This is a genomic window from Streptomyces sp. NPDC098789 (genome assembly GCF_044759975.1).
Classification (GTDB): domain Bacteria; phylum Actinomycetota; class Actinomycetes; order Streptomycetales; family Streptomycetaceae; genus Streptomyces.
In genome coordinates this window covers 447,961-463,389 of record NZ_JBIWAJ010000005.1, presented here as the reverse complement: position 1 = coordinate 463,389, position 15,429 = coordinate 447,961, and the positions used below count along the sequence as shown (strand labels likewise).

Here is a 15,429-nt window from a genome sequence, read left to right as displayed (position 1 = left end):
CGTAAGCGGAAGGGCCCGCACCCCCTGGTTGATCCGGGGGTGCGGGCCCTTCCGCGTGCTGCGTGCTGCGTACCGGGTGCCGGGCTACGCGATGTGCTCGTTCTCCAGGTCGGTCTGGTAGCGCTGCTTCAGCTCGGGCATCAGCCGCTTGAGCGTGGTGGCGCTGCGCGGGTGGACGATGCCGTGGCCGTCCGAGAGGTGTATGTCGAGCTGCTCCGGGCTCGGCCAGTTGCCGTGCTCGTCGACGTAGGTGCGGAAGACCTCGTACGCCGCCTCGGCGAACTTCACCTCGTCGATCGGGCTCTCGTCCTGGGGCGAGGGCGCCGGTGCTGCCGCCGGTGCTGCCGCCGTTCCCTGGGGCTGCGGGGTCGGCTGGGGCTGCGGGGGCTGCTGCGGGTCCGCCGGGTCCTGTGCCTGGGCGTCCGGGCCGGTGGGGGGAAGGACCGGGATGGGCTCCAGGCCCTCGACGTACTGCGGGTTGTAGCCGCCCTCGTACGCGGCCTGCGGGGCCAGCGGCGCCGCGAACCAGGCGCTGTTGTGGGCCGCGGGCATTGCCGTCGGGTCGACCGCGAAGGCCGGCGGGGCGTGCCCGGGGCCGGCGGTGGGGCCGGCGGCGGGACCGGTGGTGGGGCCGGTGACGGCGCCGGGCAGGCGCGGGCCGGGTACGGCCTGCTGCACGGCCGCGGCCGCGGCCTGCGGGTGTGCGCCCGGTGCGGTGTGCGCCCGGTGCGCCTCCAGGGCCGCCGGGCCCGCCTCGGGGTCCGCGACCGCGACCGGGACGCTGACCGGGGGCAGCAGCGCGGGCTCGATGCCCGCGGCCGCCAGGCCCTCGGGGACGGTCTGGGACAGCGGGACGCCTATGCGGGCCAGGCGCAGCGGCATGAGGGCCTCGACGGGGGCCTTGCGGCGCCAGGCGCGCCCGTACCGGGCCTGGAGGCGGGCCTGGTAGATGAGCCGGTCCTGTTCCATGCCGACCGCCTGCTCGTAGGAGCGCAGCTCCCACAGCTTCATCCGGCGCCACAGCTTGAAGGTGGGGATCGGCGAGAGCAGCCAGCGGGTGATCCGCACGCCCTCCATGTGCCGGTCCGCGGTGATGTCGGCGATCCGCCCCACCGCGTGCCGGGCCGCTTCGACGGTCACCACGAACAGGATCGGGATGACGGCGTGCATGCCGACGCCCAGCGGGTCCGGCCAGGCCGCCGCGCCGTTGAACGCGATCGTGGCGGCGGTCAGCAGCCACGCGGTCTGGCGCAGCAGCGGGAAGGGGATGCGGATCCACGTCAGCAGCAGGTCGAGCGCGAGCAGCACGCAGATGCCCATGTCGATGCCGATCGGGAACACCAGCGAGAAGCTGCCGAACCCCTTCTGCAGCGCCAGCGCGCGCACCGCGGCGTAGGAACCGGCGAAGCCGATTCCCGCGATGACGACGGCGCCGGCGACGACGACGCCGATGAGTATCCGGTGCGTACGAGTCAGCTGCATCGCGGCCACCCGCGATCCCCTCCCACTATCGAGCTACGGCAGGCACAGCGTACGGGTGACGCGATGTCCCCTGCTCCGCGCCCCCGTTCGCCCCTTCCGCCAGGTCAGGAGGAGACGGCCGACGCCGACGAGGACGGGGAGGCCGACTCGGAGGGCGCGTCCGAGGACGCCGGCTTCTCGCCGGCGGCGGAGACCGCGTTCACGGCTTCGCGGATCGCGGCGACCGCGCTCTCCAGCAGCTTCGCCTGGTCGGGGGCGGCGGCGCCCTCGTAGGCGGCGCCGTTGTAGTCGAGGGAGACGACGACGTTCTGCGTGCGCACGATGACCGTGGTGTTGAAGAAGTCGGCGCCGTCCTTCTTGGTGGCGTAGGTGACCGAGGTGCCCTGGTCGCCGACGCCGCCCACCTGGTCGTTCTTCACGTTCTGGGCGCCTTCGACGGCCTTCGCCGTCTGGAGCTGCTTGTTGTACTGCTCCTCGGCGCGCTTGTTGCCGCTGCCCAGGGACTCGTGCGAGTCGTAGCGGACGAGGGAGACCGCGAGCCAGCGGTAGTCCGAGCCCTTGAGGCCGTTCTCGTCCAGGCCGTTCCAGGAGCAGCTGGCGCGGCTGGTCAGGTCGTTCGACTTGGTGGCGTTGCCGTTCTTGTCCTTGGCCTTCGGGACGAGGGCCTCGATGGTCTTGCTCTGGATCGTCTTGCACGGGTCGGGCAGCGTGGAGAATGCGGCCTTCTCGGGGGCGGACGACGGCTTCGTGCTCGGCGACTTGGACGAAGCGGACGAGTCGGACTTCTTGCCCGTGTCTGCGCTCTTGCCCGAGTCGGACGAGCAGCCGGAGACGGCGAGGATCACCGGGACGGCTGCGCAGGCGATGACGCGGGTGAGGCGCGAGGCTGATCGGTGCATGATTCCTTCGTACGTTTGTGTGTCTATGGGCGCGGGGAACCGGGCAACGGTAGCCCGATCGGGGCGCGCCCTGCTGTGCCCGCGGTCACGCCGGGGTCCGGCGCGTGCCTCCCGGAGGGCTTCGGGAGCCCTCCCGGAGCCCTCCGGTCAGCCGCCGATCGGCGGCTGACCAGGCACGCAGTCGCCCGTCGGGTGGTGGGTCAGTCGTTGAAGCGCTCCACCAGCGCCTCGGCCAACTGGTGCGCTTCGTCCTGCGTTTCCGCGCTGGAGGGGACCCCGCCGGGCAGTGCGGGCTGCACGCTGTACTCGACGGTGACGATGACGTTCGCGGTGCGGAAGACGATGCGCACGGTCCGCGACTGGGCCGCGGACCCCGCCGCGCTGAGCCGGTCCTCGACGAAGGCGGCGTCCCCGAGGCTGTCCAGGACGCGGGAGCCGAGCTCGGGCGGAGTGGGCGTGGCGGAGGGCACGGGCGAACCGGCGGGGGCGCCGGCGGGGGCGCCCGCGGGCGGGGCCGCGGGTGTGGTGGACGGCGCGGTGGAGGGTGCGGTGGACGGGGTGGTGGACGGCACCGCCGCGGCGCCGGGGTCCGGGCCGGGGGCGGGTGTCGTGCCCGCGGGGCTCGTGGTCGCGCCGGGGGGCGGGTTGGTCGACGGTACGGGGGCCGGCAGGTGGGCGTCGGTCAGGCGGCGCTCGTACACCTGCTTCGCCTTGTCGTCGTCGCTGCTGGCGGCGCGGTCGTAGGAGACCACCCGCTCGAAGCCGACGGACAGCAGCCGGGTCTCCTCGGGGGTCTGCGCCTTCCAGCGGCAGCCCACGCGCCGGTCGCCGTCGTACGAGGTGTCCGCGTTCCCGGCGTAGAGCTGGTCGCGCTGCTCCGGGGTGAGCGTGGCGGCGGCCGGGAGCATGGCCTTCAGCCGCTTCGCGTCGACCGCCTTGCAGGGCGAGGGCAGGCTGCGGTACTTCCCGGGCGGCGCGGCGACGGGCGTGGCGCCGCCCGCTTTGGAGTCGCTGGTGTCCCCGACTCCGGCGCCGCCGGAGCACCCGGCCATCAGCGCGGTGAGCATCAGGATGCCCGGAAGGACTTGCCGTACCGCGTTGCGCTGCACGTCGTCTGGCTCCGTTCGACAGGCTTTCGACAGGCTCTGGGTGGGCCTTGGGTCGGGAAATTGCGTTGCCGCTGCTGGGCCGCGCGTGGACACAATGTCTATCGCACACGCTGGTGCTGACGCCGGTCCCATGTCGTCTTTGGGCCCTGTTGCGAGGCTTTTTGCGTATTGAGACTTTTCAGTGGTTAACGGGGTGTTGAGGACGTTATGTCTTATGTAGAGGTGCCCGGGGCGAAGGTCCCGATCCGGATGTGGACCGATCCGTCCACGGTCGAGGACAGTGCGATGCGACAGCTGCACAACGTCGCGACCCTGCCCTGGATCAAGGGCCTGGCCGTCATGCCGGACGTGCACTACGGCAAGGGCGCCACCGTCGGCTCGGTGATCGCCATGAAGGACGCGGTCTGCCCGGCCGCGGTGGGCGTGGACATCGGCTGCGGCATGTCGGCGGTCCGCACCTCGCTGACGGCCAACGACCTGCCCGGTGACCTGTCACGGCTGCGGTCGAAGATCGAGCAGGCGATCCCGGTCGGGGCGGGCCTGCACAAGGAGGCGGTGGACCCGGCGCGGCTGTACGGCTTCGCGGCCGACGGCTTCGACGACCTCTGGTCGCGCTTCGACTACATCGCGGACGCGGTCAAGTTCCGGCGCGAGCGCGCCGCGAAGCAGATCGGCACGCTCGGCGGCGGCAACCACTTCATCGAGTTCTGCCTCGACGAGACGGGCGCGGTCTGGCTGATGCTGCACTCCGGTTCCCGGAACATCGGCAACGAGCTGGCCGAACACCACATCGGCGTGGCCCGCGGGCTCGCGCACAACCAGGACCTGGTGGACCGCGACCTCGCGGTGTTCCTGGCGGCCACCCCGCAGATGCAGGACTACCGCAACGACCTCTTCTGGGCGCAGGAGTACGCGAAGTACAACCGCGCCGTGATGATGAGCCTGTTCAAGGAGGTCGTCCGCAAGGAGTTCCGCAAGGCGAAGGTCTCCTTCGACCACGAGATCAGCTGTCACCACAACTACGTGTCCGAAGAGCGCTACGACGGCATGGACCTGCTGGTCACGCGCAAGGGCGCGATCCGCGCGGGCAGCGGTGACTTCGGGATCATCCCCGGTTCGATGGGCACCGGCTCGTACATCGTGAAGGGCCTCGGCAACGCGAAGTCCTTCAACTCGGCCTCGCACGGCGCGGGCCGGAAGATGAGCCGGACCGCGGCGAAGAAGAAGTTCTCGGCGCGCGACCTGGCGGACCAGACCAAGGGCGTGGAGTGCCGCAAGGACTCCGGGGTCGTGGACGAGATCCCGGGCGCCTACAAGTCGATCGAGCAGGTCATCGACCAGCAGACCGACCTCGTCGCGGTCGTGGCCAAGCTCAAGCAGGTCATCTGCGTCAAGGGCTGATCGTCGGCCCGTACGTCGTGCTCGGGAGCGGTGCTCGGGCGCAGCTCGGGGGAGTGGAGGGGCCCGGACCGGTCAAACGGTCCGGGTCCCTCCGTATGTGGGGGTCGATCGGGGTCAACTGTTGCCGCACGCAAGGGGGTTGACGGTCAGAGTTGGTCTAGACCAAGGTGTGCGCCATGTGGAGATCTCGCGTGGTTCTCGGTGTGTTCGCTTCGCTGTCGCTCACCTTCGGGGTGGCCGGATCCGCCGTGGCGGGGGCGGGGGATCCGGTCCCGTCCGCTGCCGCTTCCGAGGCCGCGGCCGGCGCCGTGGGCGCGGTCGTCGGCGTGGGGCTGCCGCCCGTCGTCTCGCACGTACCGACCACCGACAAGGTCGTCTTCATCACCATCGACGACGGCTGGAACCACGACCCCGCCGCCGCGCGGACGCTGATCGACAAGCGGGTGCCGGTGTCCCTGTTCCTGCTGCCGGGGGCGACGTCCTACGACACCGGCTACTTCACGGACCTCATCGAGCAGGGCCGGGCCACCGTGGAGAACCACACCGTCAACCACCCGGACCTGACCACGCTCGACGCGGCCGGCAAGGACGCGGAGGTGTGCGGGGCGCGGCAGCAGCTGACGGGGACCTTCGGGCGGGCGCCGCAGCTGCTGCGACCGCCGTACGGGGCCGTCAACGACGACGTGCGGCTCGCGGCGAAGGCGTGCGGGGCGAAGGCGCTGATCACCTGGACCTACGACTTCACCACCTGGAGCCAGACCCCGCCGACCCCGCGGCTGCAGGCGGGGGACATCGTGCTGCTGCACTTCACGCCCACGCTGGAGGCCGACCTGGAGCGGGCGCTGGGAGCGGCGAAGGCCGCAGGCCTGAAGCCTGCGGCCCTCCTGCCCCAGCTCAAGGCGGCCGGGCTGGCGTAGCCCCGGGGCCTGGGACCGCGGTCCGGGGCCGGGGTCACGCGGCGGGTGTCACAGGTCGCGGTGGACCTTCGTGTTCGAGGCCTGGGCGCGGGGGCGGACCACCAGCAGGTCGATGTTGACGTGGCTGGGGCGGGTCACGGCCCAGGTGATGGTGTCGGCCACGTCGTCGGCGGACAGCGGTTCGGCGACGCCCGCGTACACCTTGGCCGCCTTGTCCGCGTCACCGCGGAAGCGGGTCGTGGCGAACTCCTCCGTCTTGACCATGCCCGGCGCGATCTCGATCACGCGGACCGGCTGGCCGACGATCTCCAGGCGGAGGGTCTCGGCCAGGACGCGGGCGCCGTTCTTCGCGGCGACGTAGCCCGCGCCGCCCTCGTACGTCGAGTGCCCGGCGGTCGAGGACAGGATCACGACGGTGCCGTCGCCGGAGGCGGTCAGGGCCGGGAGCAGGGCCTGGGTGACATTGAGCGTGCCGATGACGTTGACCTCGTACATCGTGCGCCAGTCGGCCGGGTCGCCGGTGGCGACCGGCTCGGCGCCGATGGCCCCGCCCGCGTTGTTGACCAGCACGTCGACGGAGGGGAACTGCTCCAGGAACGCGGCGAAGGCGTCGACGGCGGCGCGGTCCGTCACGTCCAGGGCGTGGGCGGTGGCGAGCCGGCCGGCCGCGGTGATCTCGGCGGCGAGCTGCTCGATGCGGTCCTTGCGGCGGGCGGTCAGCACGACGTGGTAGCCCGCGCCGGCGAGCTGCCGTGCGGTGGCCGCGCCGATTCCGCTGCTCGCCCCGGTGACGACTGCGATGCGGGGGGTCATGGGAGCGCTCCTCGTTCGGGTGATCGATACCCGGCCAGCATAGGCATGCGGACGGGACCCCGGGGGGCGCTCAGCGGCCGCGCGGGGCGTACATGATCAGGGCCATCCCGGCCAGGCAGACCAGGGCTCCGGCGATGTCCCAGCGGTCGGGGCGGTAGCCGTCGGCGACCATGCCCCAGGCGATGGATCCGGCCACGAAGACCCCGCCGTAGGCGGCCAGTACCCGGGCGAAGTCCCCCTCGGGCTGGAGCGTGGCGACGAAGCCGTAGAGGCCGAGGGCGATGACCCCGGCGCCGATCCAGACCCAGCCCTTGTGGTCGCGCACGCCCTGCCAGACGAGCCAGGCGCCACCGATCTCCAGGACGGCGGCGAGGGCGAACAGGGACGCGGAGCGGACGATCAGCATGGGGCAACCCTGGCATGCGACCGGCGTCGGTGCGTGCCCGCCGGGTACGTCGCAGATGGCGGTGGGCGCGCCCTCGTTCGTGTGATGGTCCGACCGGTGGGGGGCGGGGGTCGTTAGCCTCCGCGCGTGGAGGTGGTGACGGTGGCGGTGTGCCGTGGCGTCGTACGAATCGTGGTGGCCCTCGGGCTGGTCCTGGCCGGGGCCGCGGCCCAGACGGGAGCCGCGCAGGCCGGGGTGGTACCGGCCGGGGCGGGGGTCGAGCGGGCCGGCGCGGGTGCCGTGCGGGCCGGCGCGGGTGCCGTGCGGGCCGACGCCTGGCGGGCGCCCGAGGCCGATGTGTCCTACCGCGGGCGGGTGAAGCTGTCCGCGGGGCGGCTCGCCGTCTGGGTGGTCCCGGAGAACCAGGGGCCCGCCCCGCTCGCGAACACCACCCTGCGGCTGCGGTTCTCCGCGGCCCTCGCCGACGGCCAGGAGCTGGCGGAGGGCTGCGCCCGGGCCGGGCAGCGCGAGGTGATGTGCGAGACGGGGGCCCTGCCCGCGCACGGGCCGGGCCGCCACATCGGGCTGCGGCTGTGGCTGAAGGAGCGGCCGTCGGAGGTGGTGGTGCGCGTGGACACCTGGTGGAACGGTGGCGCGAACGACCGCAACCACGCCAACGACGAGCACACGGTGCTCGCCCTCGACACCGGCGACTCCTACTCCTTCTGAGGCCGCTGCTCCGCTACTCCCTCTGGGGCGCTACTCCTTCTGGGGTCGCAGGGTCCAGCGCGCGACGGCCCGGTCGACCTCGGCGGGAGTGGGTGCGGGGGCGGACCAGGCGACGTAGCCGTCGGGGCGCACGAGCACGCAGGCGGTACGTCCGGGGGTGCGCCAGGAGGCGTGGGTGAGCCCCGGCTCCGTCGCGGGGCGGGGTGCCGGTGCGGCGGATCCGTCGGTGCCGGTTGTGGTGGTGCCGGTTGTGGTGGTTGCAGCGGTGGCGGTGGCGCCGGTTCCGGGGGTCGTCCCGGGCGGGGTGATCAGGACGAAGGCGCCGGCGCGCAGCAGCTCGTACAGCCTGCCCTCGCGCAGGACGGCGTCGGGTGCGCGACGGCCCGCGGGGCGGGCAACGCCCGGCGGCGGCGGGTAGGAGATGCCGATCCCGGAGACCGTGCGGACCGCGCGGTCGCGCGCGGGTCGGATCCGTCCCAGCAGCGCGGCGCCGATGTTGCGGGCCGTGCGGCGGACCGGGGTGGTGGCCATCGTGATCCGGGTCAGGGCGCCGCTGCCGCGCAGTACGAGGCGGCCGACGGGGTGCCGTTCGCCCTCGTAGCTGTCCAGCAGGGCCTCGGGGTCGGGGGCGCGTCCTAGGAGGACGGCCGTGAGCTTCCAGGAGAGGTTGGCGGCGTCCTGGAGGCCGGTGTTCATGCCCTGGCCGCCCGCGGGGGAGTGGACGTGGGCGGCGTCGCCGGCGAGGAAGACGCGGCCCACGCGGTAGTGCGGGACCTGGCGTTCGTCGGCGTGGAAGCGGGAGATCCAGCGGGGGTCGTGCATGCCGTGGTCGGTGCCGAGGGCGGTGCGCGTGATGGTGCGCAGTTCGTCGAAGTCGACGGGGTCGCCGTCCTGGGCCCGGCCGTCGCGGTGCCAGGCGATGGCCCGGTACCAGCCGTCGCCGAAGGGGACGAGGAAGGCGAAGGCCCGACCGCTGCTGTTGACGGCGAGCTGGTCCGGGGGTTCCTCGGTCAGGCGTACGTCGGCCAGCACCATCGAGCTGACCACGGCGTGGCCGGGGAAGGGCAGGCCGAGTTCGCGGCGGACGGTGGAGCGGACGCCGTCGGCGCCGACGACGTGTCGGGCGTGCAGGGTGACCGCGGTGCCGGGGGTGCCGGGGGTGTCTGCGGTGCCTGTGGTGTCCGTGGCGCCGGTGGTGTCCGTGGGGGTGCGGAGGTCGAGGGTGACGGTGTCCTGGCCCTCGGCCTGATGCAGTGCGATCAGCTCATGGTCGTACCGGAAGTCCACACCTGTGGACAACGCACGACGCTCCAGCAGGCGTTCGGTCTCAAATTGAGGGGTGATGAGGACGAACGGGAAGCGGGTGGGGAGCGTGTCCAAGGAGAGGGTGAGTCCGCCGAAGAGGCGGAGTTGCCGGATCGGGCGGCCGGTGGCGACGAGGTCGTCGGCGAGTCCGCGCGCGTCGAGGAGTTCGAGGGTGCGGGCGTGGACGGCGAAGGCGCGCGTGAGGTTGGCGGCGGTCTGCGGGCGCCGCTCGATCAGGGCGACGGTCAGTCCGGCGGCGGCGAGATCTCCGGCGATGAGCAGACCGGTCGGACCGGCGCCGATCACCGCGACGTCCACGATGTCCCCGATGTTCGCGGCGGGTTCGGATTCGGATTCGGGCGCGGGATCGGGCACTGGGGCTGGGGCTGGGGATGTCATGGTGGAAGATCCTGCCCACCCCCGCCGGGCCCTACGCGGTGACGCCGCCGCCGAATTCGGCCAACGCCTCGCTGACGATCAGCTCCAGGCGGGCGTGGTGCGCGCCCCGCCAGTACACGCGCTCGCATTCGGCGCATTGGGCGAACACGTCGTAGGAGCGCTGCGTACCGCCCTCCAGGAGGTCGCCGACGCTGTCCTTGTCGGCCGCGCGCAGCGTGCCGTTGCAGGCGGTGCAGCGGGTCCAGGGGGTCAGCTCCGGCGCGAACCGGCCGAGGATGTCGCGCAATTGCTCGTCGGGGCTGTCGCTGTAGACGTAGGCGCCCGCCCAGATCTCGCGGCGCCGCAGCAGGCCGCGGTCACGGGAGAGCAGGACGCGCCGCTCGGCGGCGGAGCGGGTGGCGAGGGCGGGGTCGCCGATGTCCTCGTTCTCGTAGGCCGTGTCGATGCCGAGCAGGCGCATCCGACGGGCGAGCGTGCCGAGGTGGACGTCGAGGAGGAAGCGGAGCGGGGCGCCGGGGACCTCTTGCGGGCGGGGCGGGCCGGAGACCTCGACGGCCTCACCGCCTCGGGGCACGTAGGAGACGGGCGCCTCGCGGCCGTCGACGAGCAGGCGGCCGACCTCGGTGAGCGGGACGCCGACGGATTCGACGACGTGGCCCAGGCTGGAGGTGCCGTCGACCGTGGTGGGTACGCGCTCGCCGCGTCGACTGGGCGCGGTGAAGACGCGCAGCTCGGGGGCGAGGGTGAGGGTGATGTCCGGTCCGTTCACGTGGCCCAGCATGCCAGCTCGGGGCGGGGCGGCGAAGGCCAATTACGCGGGGGCGGCGGCTTCCTCGTCGTAGACCTCGCGGTGGGCGCTGACCTGGTCGAAGTGCTGCTCGGCCCAGTGCTTCACGGAGGTGAGGAGGCCGCCGAGGCTGTGGCCGAGGGGGGTGAGGCGGTAGTCGACGCGGACGGGCACGGAGGCGGTGACGGTGCGGCTGACGAGGCCGTCGCGTTCGAGGGCGCGCAGGGTCTGGGTGAGCATCTTCTGGCTGACGCCGGGGATGCGGCGGCCGAGGTCGCTGTAGTGCATGACCTCCGTCTCGTTGAGGGCGCTCAGGACGAGACCGACCCACTTGTCGCTGATGCGGTCCAGGAGTTGGCTGGTCGGGCATTCCTTGAGGAAGGCGTCGTAGGCGTGGCGGGCCTCCTGGCGGCGGGTCTCGGCAGTGCGGGTGGCCATGGCGGGCTCACTTTCGGGTCGGGTACGCACCTTGGAGTACGTACTTACGAAATGAAAGTACCTCTCCCTAAGTTAGTGCGCATCGGAACGAACGAAAACGAGCGCAAGGGACGAGACCCATGAGCCAGAACCAGCACCAGCACCAGACGCAGGGCCAGACGCAGGGTCAGAAGCTGATCGAGGCGGCGGTCGTCACCGCATTCGGCGGCCCGGAGCGGGTCGTGACGGCGCAGGTGCCGCTGCCGGTTCCGGGGGCCGGGCAGGTACGGGTCCGGGTACGGGCCGCGGGGCTCAATCCGGTGGACGCCCTGGTCCGCCTCGGGGTCTTCGGGGGCGAGGGGAAGCGGCTCGGCTTCGGGTGGGACGTGGCCGGTGAGGTCGATGCGGTCGGCGCCGGGGTGACCCGGTGGAGCGCCGGTCAGCAGGTCGTCGGGCTGCACTACGGCCAGGTCAAGGAGCTCGGGACGCACGCGGAGTACGTGGTCCTCGATGAGGGCGCCCTCGCCGCCGCCCCCGAATCCGTGGACGCGACCGCCGCCGCGGTGCTGCCGCTCGGCGGGCTCACGGCGGCCCGGGCCCTGGGCCAGTTGGGGCTGGCGGGCGGGGAGTCGGTGCTGGTCACCGGGGCTGCCGGGGTGGTCGGTGGGCTGGCGGTCCAGCTCGCGGTGCACGCCGGGCTGAAGGTGACCGCGCTGGCGGCCCCGGCGGACGAGGAGCTGGTCCGGTCGCTGGGCGCCACCGACTTCGTGGCCCGGGGCACGGCCGGGGCGGATGCGGGGGTGCGGGTGGACGGAGTGCTGGATACCGCGGTGCTGGGGGAGGCCGCGCTGGACTTCGTCCGTGACGGCGGCGCCTACGTCGGGCTGCGGCCGGGCGGGGCCCCCGCTCCGGTCCGCGGGATCCGGGTCCTGGAGCAGGAGGTCGCGGCGGACGGGGCGCACCTGGCGCGGCTGGTGTCCTTGGTGGACGAGGGCGCGCTGACCCTGCGGGTGGGCGGGACCTACGCCCTGGCCGACGCGGCCGAGGCGCACGCCCGCCTCGCGGAGGGCGGCGCCCGGGGCCGGCTGGTCCTGACGGTGGCCTGAGCCCGCTCCGACGGTCGTGCCGGGCGGGCGGGCCGCGCAGGGTCAGGTGGGCGGTGCGGTGCGGTGCGGGTCGGGTCAGGCGGGCAGGGTGTAGCGCCAGTCGTGGCTCGGGTGGAACACGCCGGGCGGGTACTCGAAGTTGACGTCACCGAGCGACTCGAAGCCCGCCCGACGGCACACGGAGTTGGATGCGGCGTGGTCCGTGCCGGGGAAGGCGTGCACGAAGCGGCGGGAGCCGTGTTCGGCGACGTACGCGAGGAGTTCGGTGATCGCCGCCACCGCGAGGCCGCGGCCCTGGTGCTCGGGGAAGATCGCCCAGCCGCTCTCGTACACCTCTTCGTCGCGCCACTCGCGGGGCCAGAAGCCCACGGAACCGACGGTCTCGCCCGTCTCCGCCAGGCTGACCCGGAACATCCGTCCGGCGGCGGGTTCCCGGTCGCTCAGGGCGACGTACCGGCGCTGGCGGTCGGCCAGCTTCTCCTCGGACTCGGGTCCCCCCAAGTACTTGGTCATCTGGGGCTCGTTGGCCCGCAGCAGTAACCCGAGGTCCTCTTGGGACCAGGGGGTCAGACGCAGCGATATTTCCATGTTGAGGAGGGTACGAGGAACTCCTCCCCGCTGTCCGGGACTCGGCCCCATGTCGTGGCCGGAAGCGGTGAGAAGCGGAAGGAAGCTGAAGGAGGCGGAAGGAAGTGGAACGGAGTCGAAGGGGGACGAACGGGGCGGAGCCGTCCCGGTCCCTCCCGGCCCGGCGCGGTCCGTCAGGGCCAGACCAGGCAGTACGGCTGGTGGCCGGCCTCGTGCAGGCGGTGGGAGAAGTCCTGCCACTCGTGCAGCAGCTGGTAGACGTTGAAGGCGTCGCGCGGGCCGCCGCGGTCGGGGACCGTGGACCAGATGAAGGCGGCCGCGCCGACGGACTCCTCGCCGATGCCGCGCAGCGGGTCGACCACCGTCATCGGGAGCTTGACCACCGCGTAGTCGGGGTGCAGGACCACGAGCTCCAGCGGCGGGACCTTGTGCAGGGGTATGCCTTCGATGCCGGTGAGGACCATCGCGGCCACCGTCTCCGGCTTGATCTTGCTGAACATGCCGCCCATGCCGAGTTCGTCGCCGCCGAGCTGTTCCGGCCGCATCGAGATCGGGACGCGCGCCGCCGTGGCCCCGTCGGGGGCGCCGAAGTACTTGTAGGTCACTCCCATGCCGCGACCCCCCGGGACCGCGCTCGCGGGTGCCGGTACGCCGTCCACCGCGTCCGCGCCCCGGCGGCGGTGCTTGCCGCGGCGCCGGGCCTCCCGGGATGCCTCTCGGGAAGCGTCGCGGGCCTCGCGCGCACGCTCGGGCCCCAGGCCGTCCGTACCCTCGCCCGGTCCGCCACCGCGTTGCATATCTCCACCCGACTGGTCTTGCCTGCCCCGGCCCCGTGACCCCCGCCACGCGGCCTGATCATCATGGCAGTGACCTCCCCCGCGGCGGCGCGGTGAAACGCCCGTCCGCAAGTCTGTCGCGGCCTCTGAGACCATGGCTGGTGTGAGCTACCCGTATCCGTATGAAGCCCCAGTCTCGCAGAACCTGTTTGACCGCGCGTCCCTCGTGACCCCCGGCGGCGTGAACTCTCCGGTGCGTGCATTCCGCGCCGTGGGGGGAACGCCCCGGTTCATGGTGTCCGGTACCGGTCCGTACCTCACCGATGCCGATGGCCGCGAGTACGTCGACCTGGTCTGCTCGTGGGGGCCGATGATCCTCGGCCATTCCCACCCCGCCGTGATCGAGGCCGTGCAGGCCGCGGTCGCCCGCGGCACGTCCTTCGGCACCCCCGGCGAGGGCGAGGTCGCGCTCGCCGAGGAGATCGTCGCGCGGATCGCGCCCGTCGAGCAGGTGCGCCTGGTGTCCTCCGGTACGGAGGCCACCATGTCCGCGATCCGGCTGGCCCGCGGTTTCACCGGCCGGGCCAAGATCGTGAAGTTCGCGGGCTGCTACCACGGCCACGTGGACGCGCTGCTCGCCGCCGCCGGATCGGGCCTCGCGACCTTCGCGCTGCCCGACACCCCCGGTGTGACGGGTGCGCAGGCCGGCGACACGATCGTCCTCCCCTACAACGACCTCGAAGCGGTCCGTGCCGCCTTCGCCGCGCACCCCGGTGAGATCGCCTGTGTGATCACCGAGGCCGCGCCCGGCAACATGGGCGTGGTGACCCCCGGCGAGGGGTTCAACCAGGGCCTGGCCGACCTGTGCCGCGCGAACGGCGCGCTGTACGTCTCCGACGAGGTCATGACGGGCTTCCGCACCTCCCGCGCCGGATGGTTCGGCGTGGACGGGGTCGCGCCCGACCTGATGACCTTCGGCAAGGTCATGGGCGGCGGCTTCCCGGCCGCGGCCTTCGGTGGCCGCGCCGACGTCATGGGGCACCTGGCCCCCGTCGGCCCCGTCTACCAGGCGGGCACCCTCTCCGGGAACCCGATCGCCACCGCCGCCGGCCTCGCGCAGCTGCGGCTGCTCGACGACGCGGCGTACGCGAAGGTCGACGCCGTGTCGGCCGAGATCCAGGGCCTGGTGACGGACGCGCTCCGCAAGGAGGGCGTGGCACACCGGCTGCAGACCGCGTCCAACATGTTCTCCGTCTTCTTCACCGAGGACGAGGTCAGGAACTACGACGACGCCAAGAAGCAGGAGAGCTTCCGCTTCACCGGCTTCTTCCACTCGATGCTGGCCCAGGGCGTCTACCTGCCGCCCTCGTCCTTCGAGTCCTGGTTCGTCTCCACCGCCCACGACGAGCGGGCGATCGAGCGCATCGCGGCCGCGCTGCCCGCCGCCGCCCGCGCCGCCGCCGAGGCCACCCCGGAGGCCACCGCATGAGCAGCAGCGACATCACCGTCGTCCACCTGATGCGCCACGGAGAGGTGCACAACCCGGACGGGGTCCTCTACGGGCGCCGCCCCGGCTACCACCTCTCCGAGCTGGGCCGGCAGATGGCCGAGCGGGTCGCCGAGCACCTGGAGAACCGCGACATCACCCACGTCGTGTCCTCCCCGCTGGAACGCGCGCAGGAGACGGCGGCCCCGATCGCCAAGGCGCACAGCCTGGACCTGGCGACCGACGGGCGGCTGATCGAGGCGGGCAACGTCTTCGAGGGCAAGACCTTCGGCGTCGGCGACGGCGCCCTGCGCAAGCCCGCCAACTGGAAGCACCTGACGAACCCGTTCCAGCCGTCCTGGGGCGAGCCGTACATCGAACAGGTGGTCCGGATGATGGGCGCGCTGGACGCGGCGCGCGACGCGGCCCGCGGGCACGAGGCGGTGTGCGTGAGCCATCAGCTGCCGATCTGGATCGTGCGCAGCTTCGCCGAGAAGCGCAGGCTGTGGCACGACCCGCGGCGCCGGCAGTGCACGTTGGCCTCGCTGACGTCGTTCACGTACCAGGGCGACAAGATCGTGTCGGTGGGCTACAGCGAGCCGGCCCGGGACCTGGTCCCGGCGCACCTGCTCGCGGGCGCGAAGCCGGTGAAGGGCAAGTCGAAGGCGTTCGGCGCCTGAGTCGTGACGCCGGTCCGCGAGCCGGCGAGCCCGCGGACCCGCGGACCCGCCGGCTCGCGAGCCGGCCCGGAGGCGCTGCCTCCGATCGTCAAGATTCGACATGACCAGACCTAATTTCATACAAGTCGCCGCGCTACTGCCGATCTGACG

The 15,429-nt window shown here is 72.6% G+C and carries 16 protein-coding genes; 6 read left to right on the top strand and 10 right to left on the bottom strand.

The window, feature by feature from the left end:
- Positions 1-84 precede the first annotated feature (84 nt).
- The 3 genes from ACIQWR_RS14430 to ACIQWR_RS14420 form a co-directional block, all read right to left on the bottom strand.
- Entirely contained in the window at positions 85-1,491 is a 1,407-nt protein-coding gene (locus ACIQWR_RS14430; protein WP_404008413.1) for a DUF2637 domain-containing protein, read from the bottom strand.
- Positions 1,492-1,586: 95 nt separating this feature from the next.
- A complete protein-coding gene (locus tag ACIQWR_RS14425; RefSeq protein WP_404008411.1) occupies positions 1,587-2,381 on the bottom strand; it encodes a DUF3558 family protein in 795 nt (264 codons plus the stop codon).
- Between the two features lie 200 nt (positions 2,382-2,581).
- Positions 2,582-3,490: a DUF3558 domain-containing protein gene (locus ACIQWR_RS14420; RefSeq protein ID WP_404008409.1), complete on the bottom strand. Its 909-nt coding sequence runs from the start codon at positions 3,488-3,490 to the stop codon at positions 2,582-2,584.
- A gap of 207 nt (positions 3,491-3,697) precedes the next feature.
- Between ACIQWR_RS14420 and ACIQWR_RS14415 the strand changes: the two genes are divergently transcribed.
- Together ACIQWR_RS14415 and ACIQWR_RS14410 are read left to right on the top strand one after the other, a co-directional pair.
- Positions 3,698-4,891 carry an RtcB family protein gene (locus ACIQWR_RS14415; RefSeq protein WP_399264029.1) on the top strand — a complete coding sequence of 398 codons (1,194 nt, stop codon included), beginning with the start codon at positions 3,698-3,700 and terminating at the stop codon, positions 4,889-4,891.
- A 176-nt stretch (positions 4,892-5,067) separates the two neighbouring features.
- Positions 5,068-5,808, top strand: coding sequence for a polysaccharide deacetylase family protein (locus tag ACIQWR_RS14410; protein ID WP_404008407.1), 741 nt, complete (start codon positions 5,068-5,070; stop codon positions 5,806-5,808).
- Between the two features lie 48 nt (positions 5,809-5,856).
- On the opposite strand, the gene ACIQWR_RS14405 is transcribed toward ACIQWR_RS14410, so the two are convergent.
- Together ACIQWR_RS14405 and ACIQWR_RS14400 are read right to left on the bottom strand one after the other, a co-directional pair.
- On the bottom strand, positions 5,857-6,621 hold the full coding sequence (locus ACIQWR_RS14405) for an SDR family NAD(P)-dependent oxidoreductase (RefSeq protein WP_404008404.1): 765 nt from the start codon (positions 6,619-6,621) through the stop codon (positions 5,857-5,859).
- 70 nt (positions 6,622-6,691) lie between these two features.
- Positions 6,692-7,027, bottom strand: coding sequence for a YnfA family protein (locus tag ACIQWR_RS14400; protein ID WP_385787021.1), 336 nt, complete (start codon positions 7,025-7,027; stop codon positions 6,692-6,694).
- Between the two features lie 126 nt (positions 7,028-7,153).
- On the opposite strand from ACIQWR_RS14400, the gene ACIQWR_RS14395 reads away from it, so the two are divergent.
- Complete coding sequence (locus ACIQWR_RS14395; RefSeq protein WP_404008401.1) at positions 7,154-7,735, top strand: hypothetical protein; 582 nt, start codon at positions 7,154-7,156, stop codon at positions 7,733-7,735.
- Positions 7,736-7,765: 30 nt separating this feature from the next.
- Here the strand turns inward: ACIQWR_RS14395 and ACIQWR_RS14390 are convergent, their stop codons facing one another.
- From ACIQWR_RS14390 to ACIQWR_RS14380, 3 genes are read right to left on the bottom strand one after another with little or no spacing between them, the layout of a single operon-like run.
- On the bottom strand, positions 7,766-9,439 hold the full coding sequence (locus ACIQWR_RS14390) for an FAD-dependent oxidoreductase (protein WP_404008398.1): 1,674 nt from the start codon (positions 9,437-9,439) through the stop codon (positions 7,766-7,768).
- Positions 9,440-9,470: 31 nt separating this feature from the next.
- Positions 9,471-10,208 carry a Mut7-C RNAse domain-containing protein gene (locus ACIQWR_RS14385; protein ID WP_404008395.1) on the bottom strand — a complete coding sequence of 246 codons (738 nt, stop codon included), beginning with the start codon at positions 10,206-10,208 and terminating at the stop codon, positions 9,471-9,473.
- Positions 10,209-10,250: 42 nt separating this feature from the next.
- On the bottom strand, positions 10,251-10,664 hold the full coding sequence (locus tag ACIQWR_RS14380) for a winged helix-turn-helix transcriptional regulator (RefSeq protein ID WP_404008392.1): 414 nt from the start codon (positions 10,662-10,664) through the stop codon (positions 10,251-10,253).
- A gap of 176 nt (positions 10,665-10,840) precedes the next feature.
- Between ACIQWR_RS14380 and ACIQWR_RS14375 the strand changes: the two genes are divergently transcribed.
- The gene (locus tag ACIQWR_RS14375; protein WP_404008511.1) at positions 10,841-11,749 is read left to right on the top strand and encodes an NADP-dependent oxidoreductase; all 909 of its coding nucleotides are present in this window, start codon (positions 10,841-10,843) and stop codon (positions 11,747-11,749) included.
- A gap of 75 nt (positions 11,750-11,824) precedes the next feature.
- Here the strand turns inward: ACIQWR_RS14375 and ACIQWR_RS14370 are convergent, their stop codons facing one another.
- Complete coding sequence (locus ACIQWR_RS14370; RefSeq protein ID WP_404008389.1) at positions 11,825-12,337, bottom strand: GNAT family N-acetyltransferase; 513 nt, start codon at positions 12,335-12,337, stop codon at positions 11,825-11,827.
- Between the two features lie 173 nt (positions 12,338-12,510).
- Positions 12,511-13,134 carry a hypothetical protein gene (locus tag ACIQWR_RS14365; protein ID WP_404008386.1) on the bottom strand — a complete coding sequence of 208 codons (624 nt, stop codon included), beginning with the start codon at positions 13,132-13,134 and terminating at the stop codon, positions 12,511-12,513.
- Positions 13,135-13,267: 133 nt separating this feature from the next.
- On the opposite strand from ACIQWR_RS14365, the gene hemL reads away from it, so the two are divergent.
- Both hemL and ACIQWR_RS14355 read left to right on the top strand, forming a co-directional pair.
- Positions 13,268-14,602: a glutamate-1-semialdehyde 2,1-aminomutase gene (gene hemL / locus ACIQWR_RS14360; RefSeq protein WP_404008383.1), complete on the top strand. Its 1,335-nt coding sequence runs from the start codon at positions 13,268-13,270 to the stop codon at positions 14,600-14,602.
- Positions 14,599-15,279, top strand: coding sequence for a histidine phosphatase family protein (locus tag ACIQWR_RS14355; RefSeq protein ID WP_385787000.1), 681 nt, complete (start codon positions 14,599-14,601; stop codon positions 15,277-15,279). The genes hemL and ACIQWR_RS14355 overlap by 4 nt, the downstream gene beginning before the upstream one ends.
- The last annotated feature ends 150 nt before the right edge of the window (positions 15,280-15,429 follow it).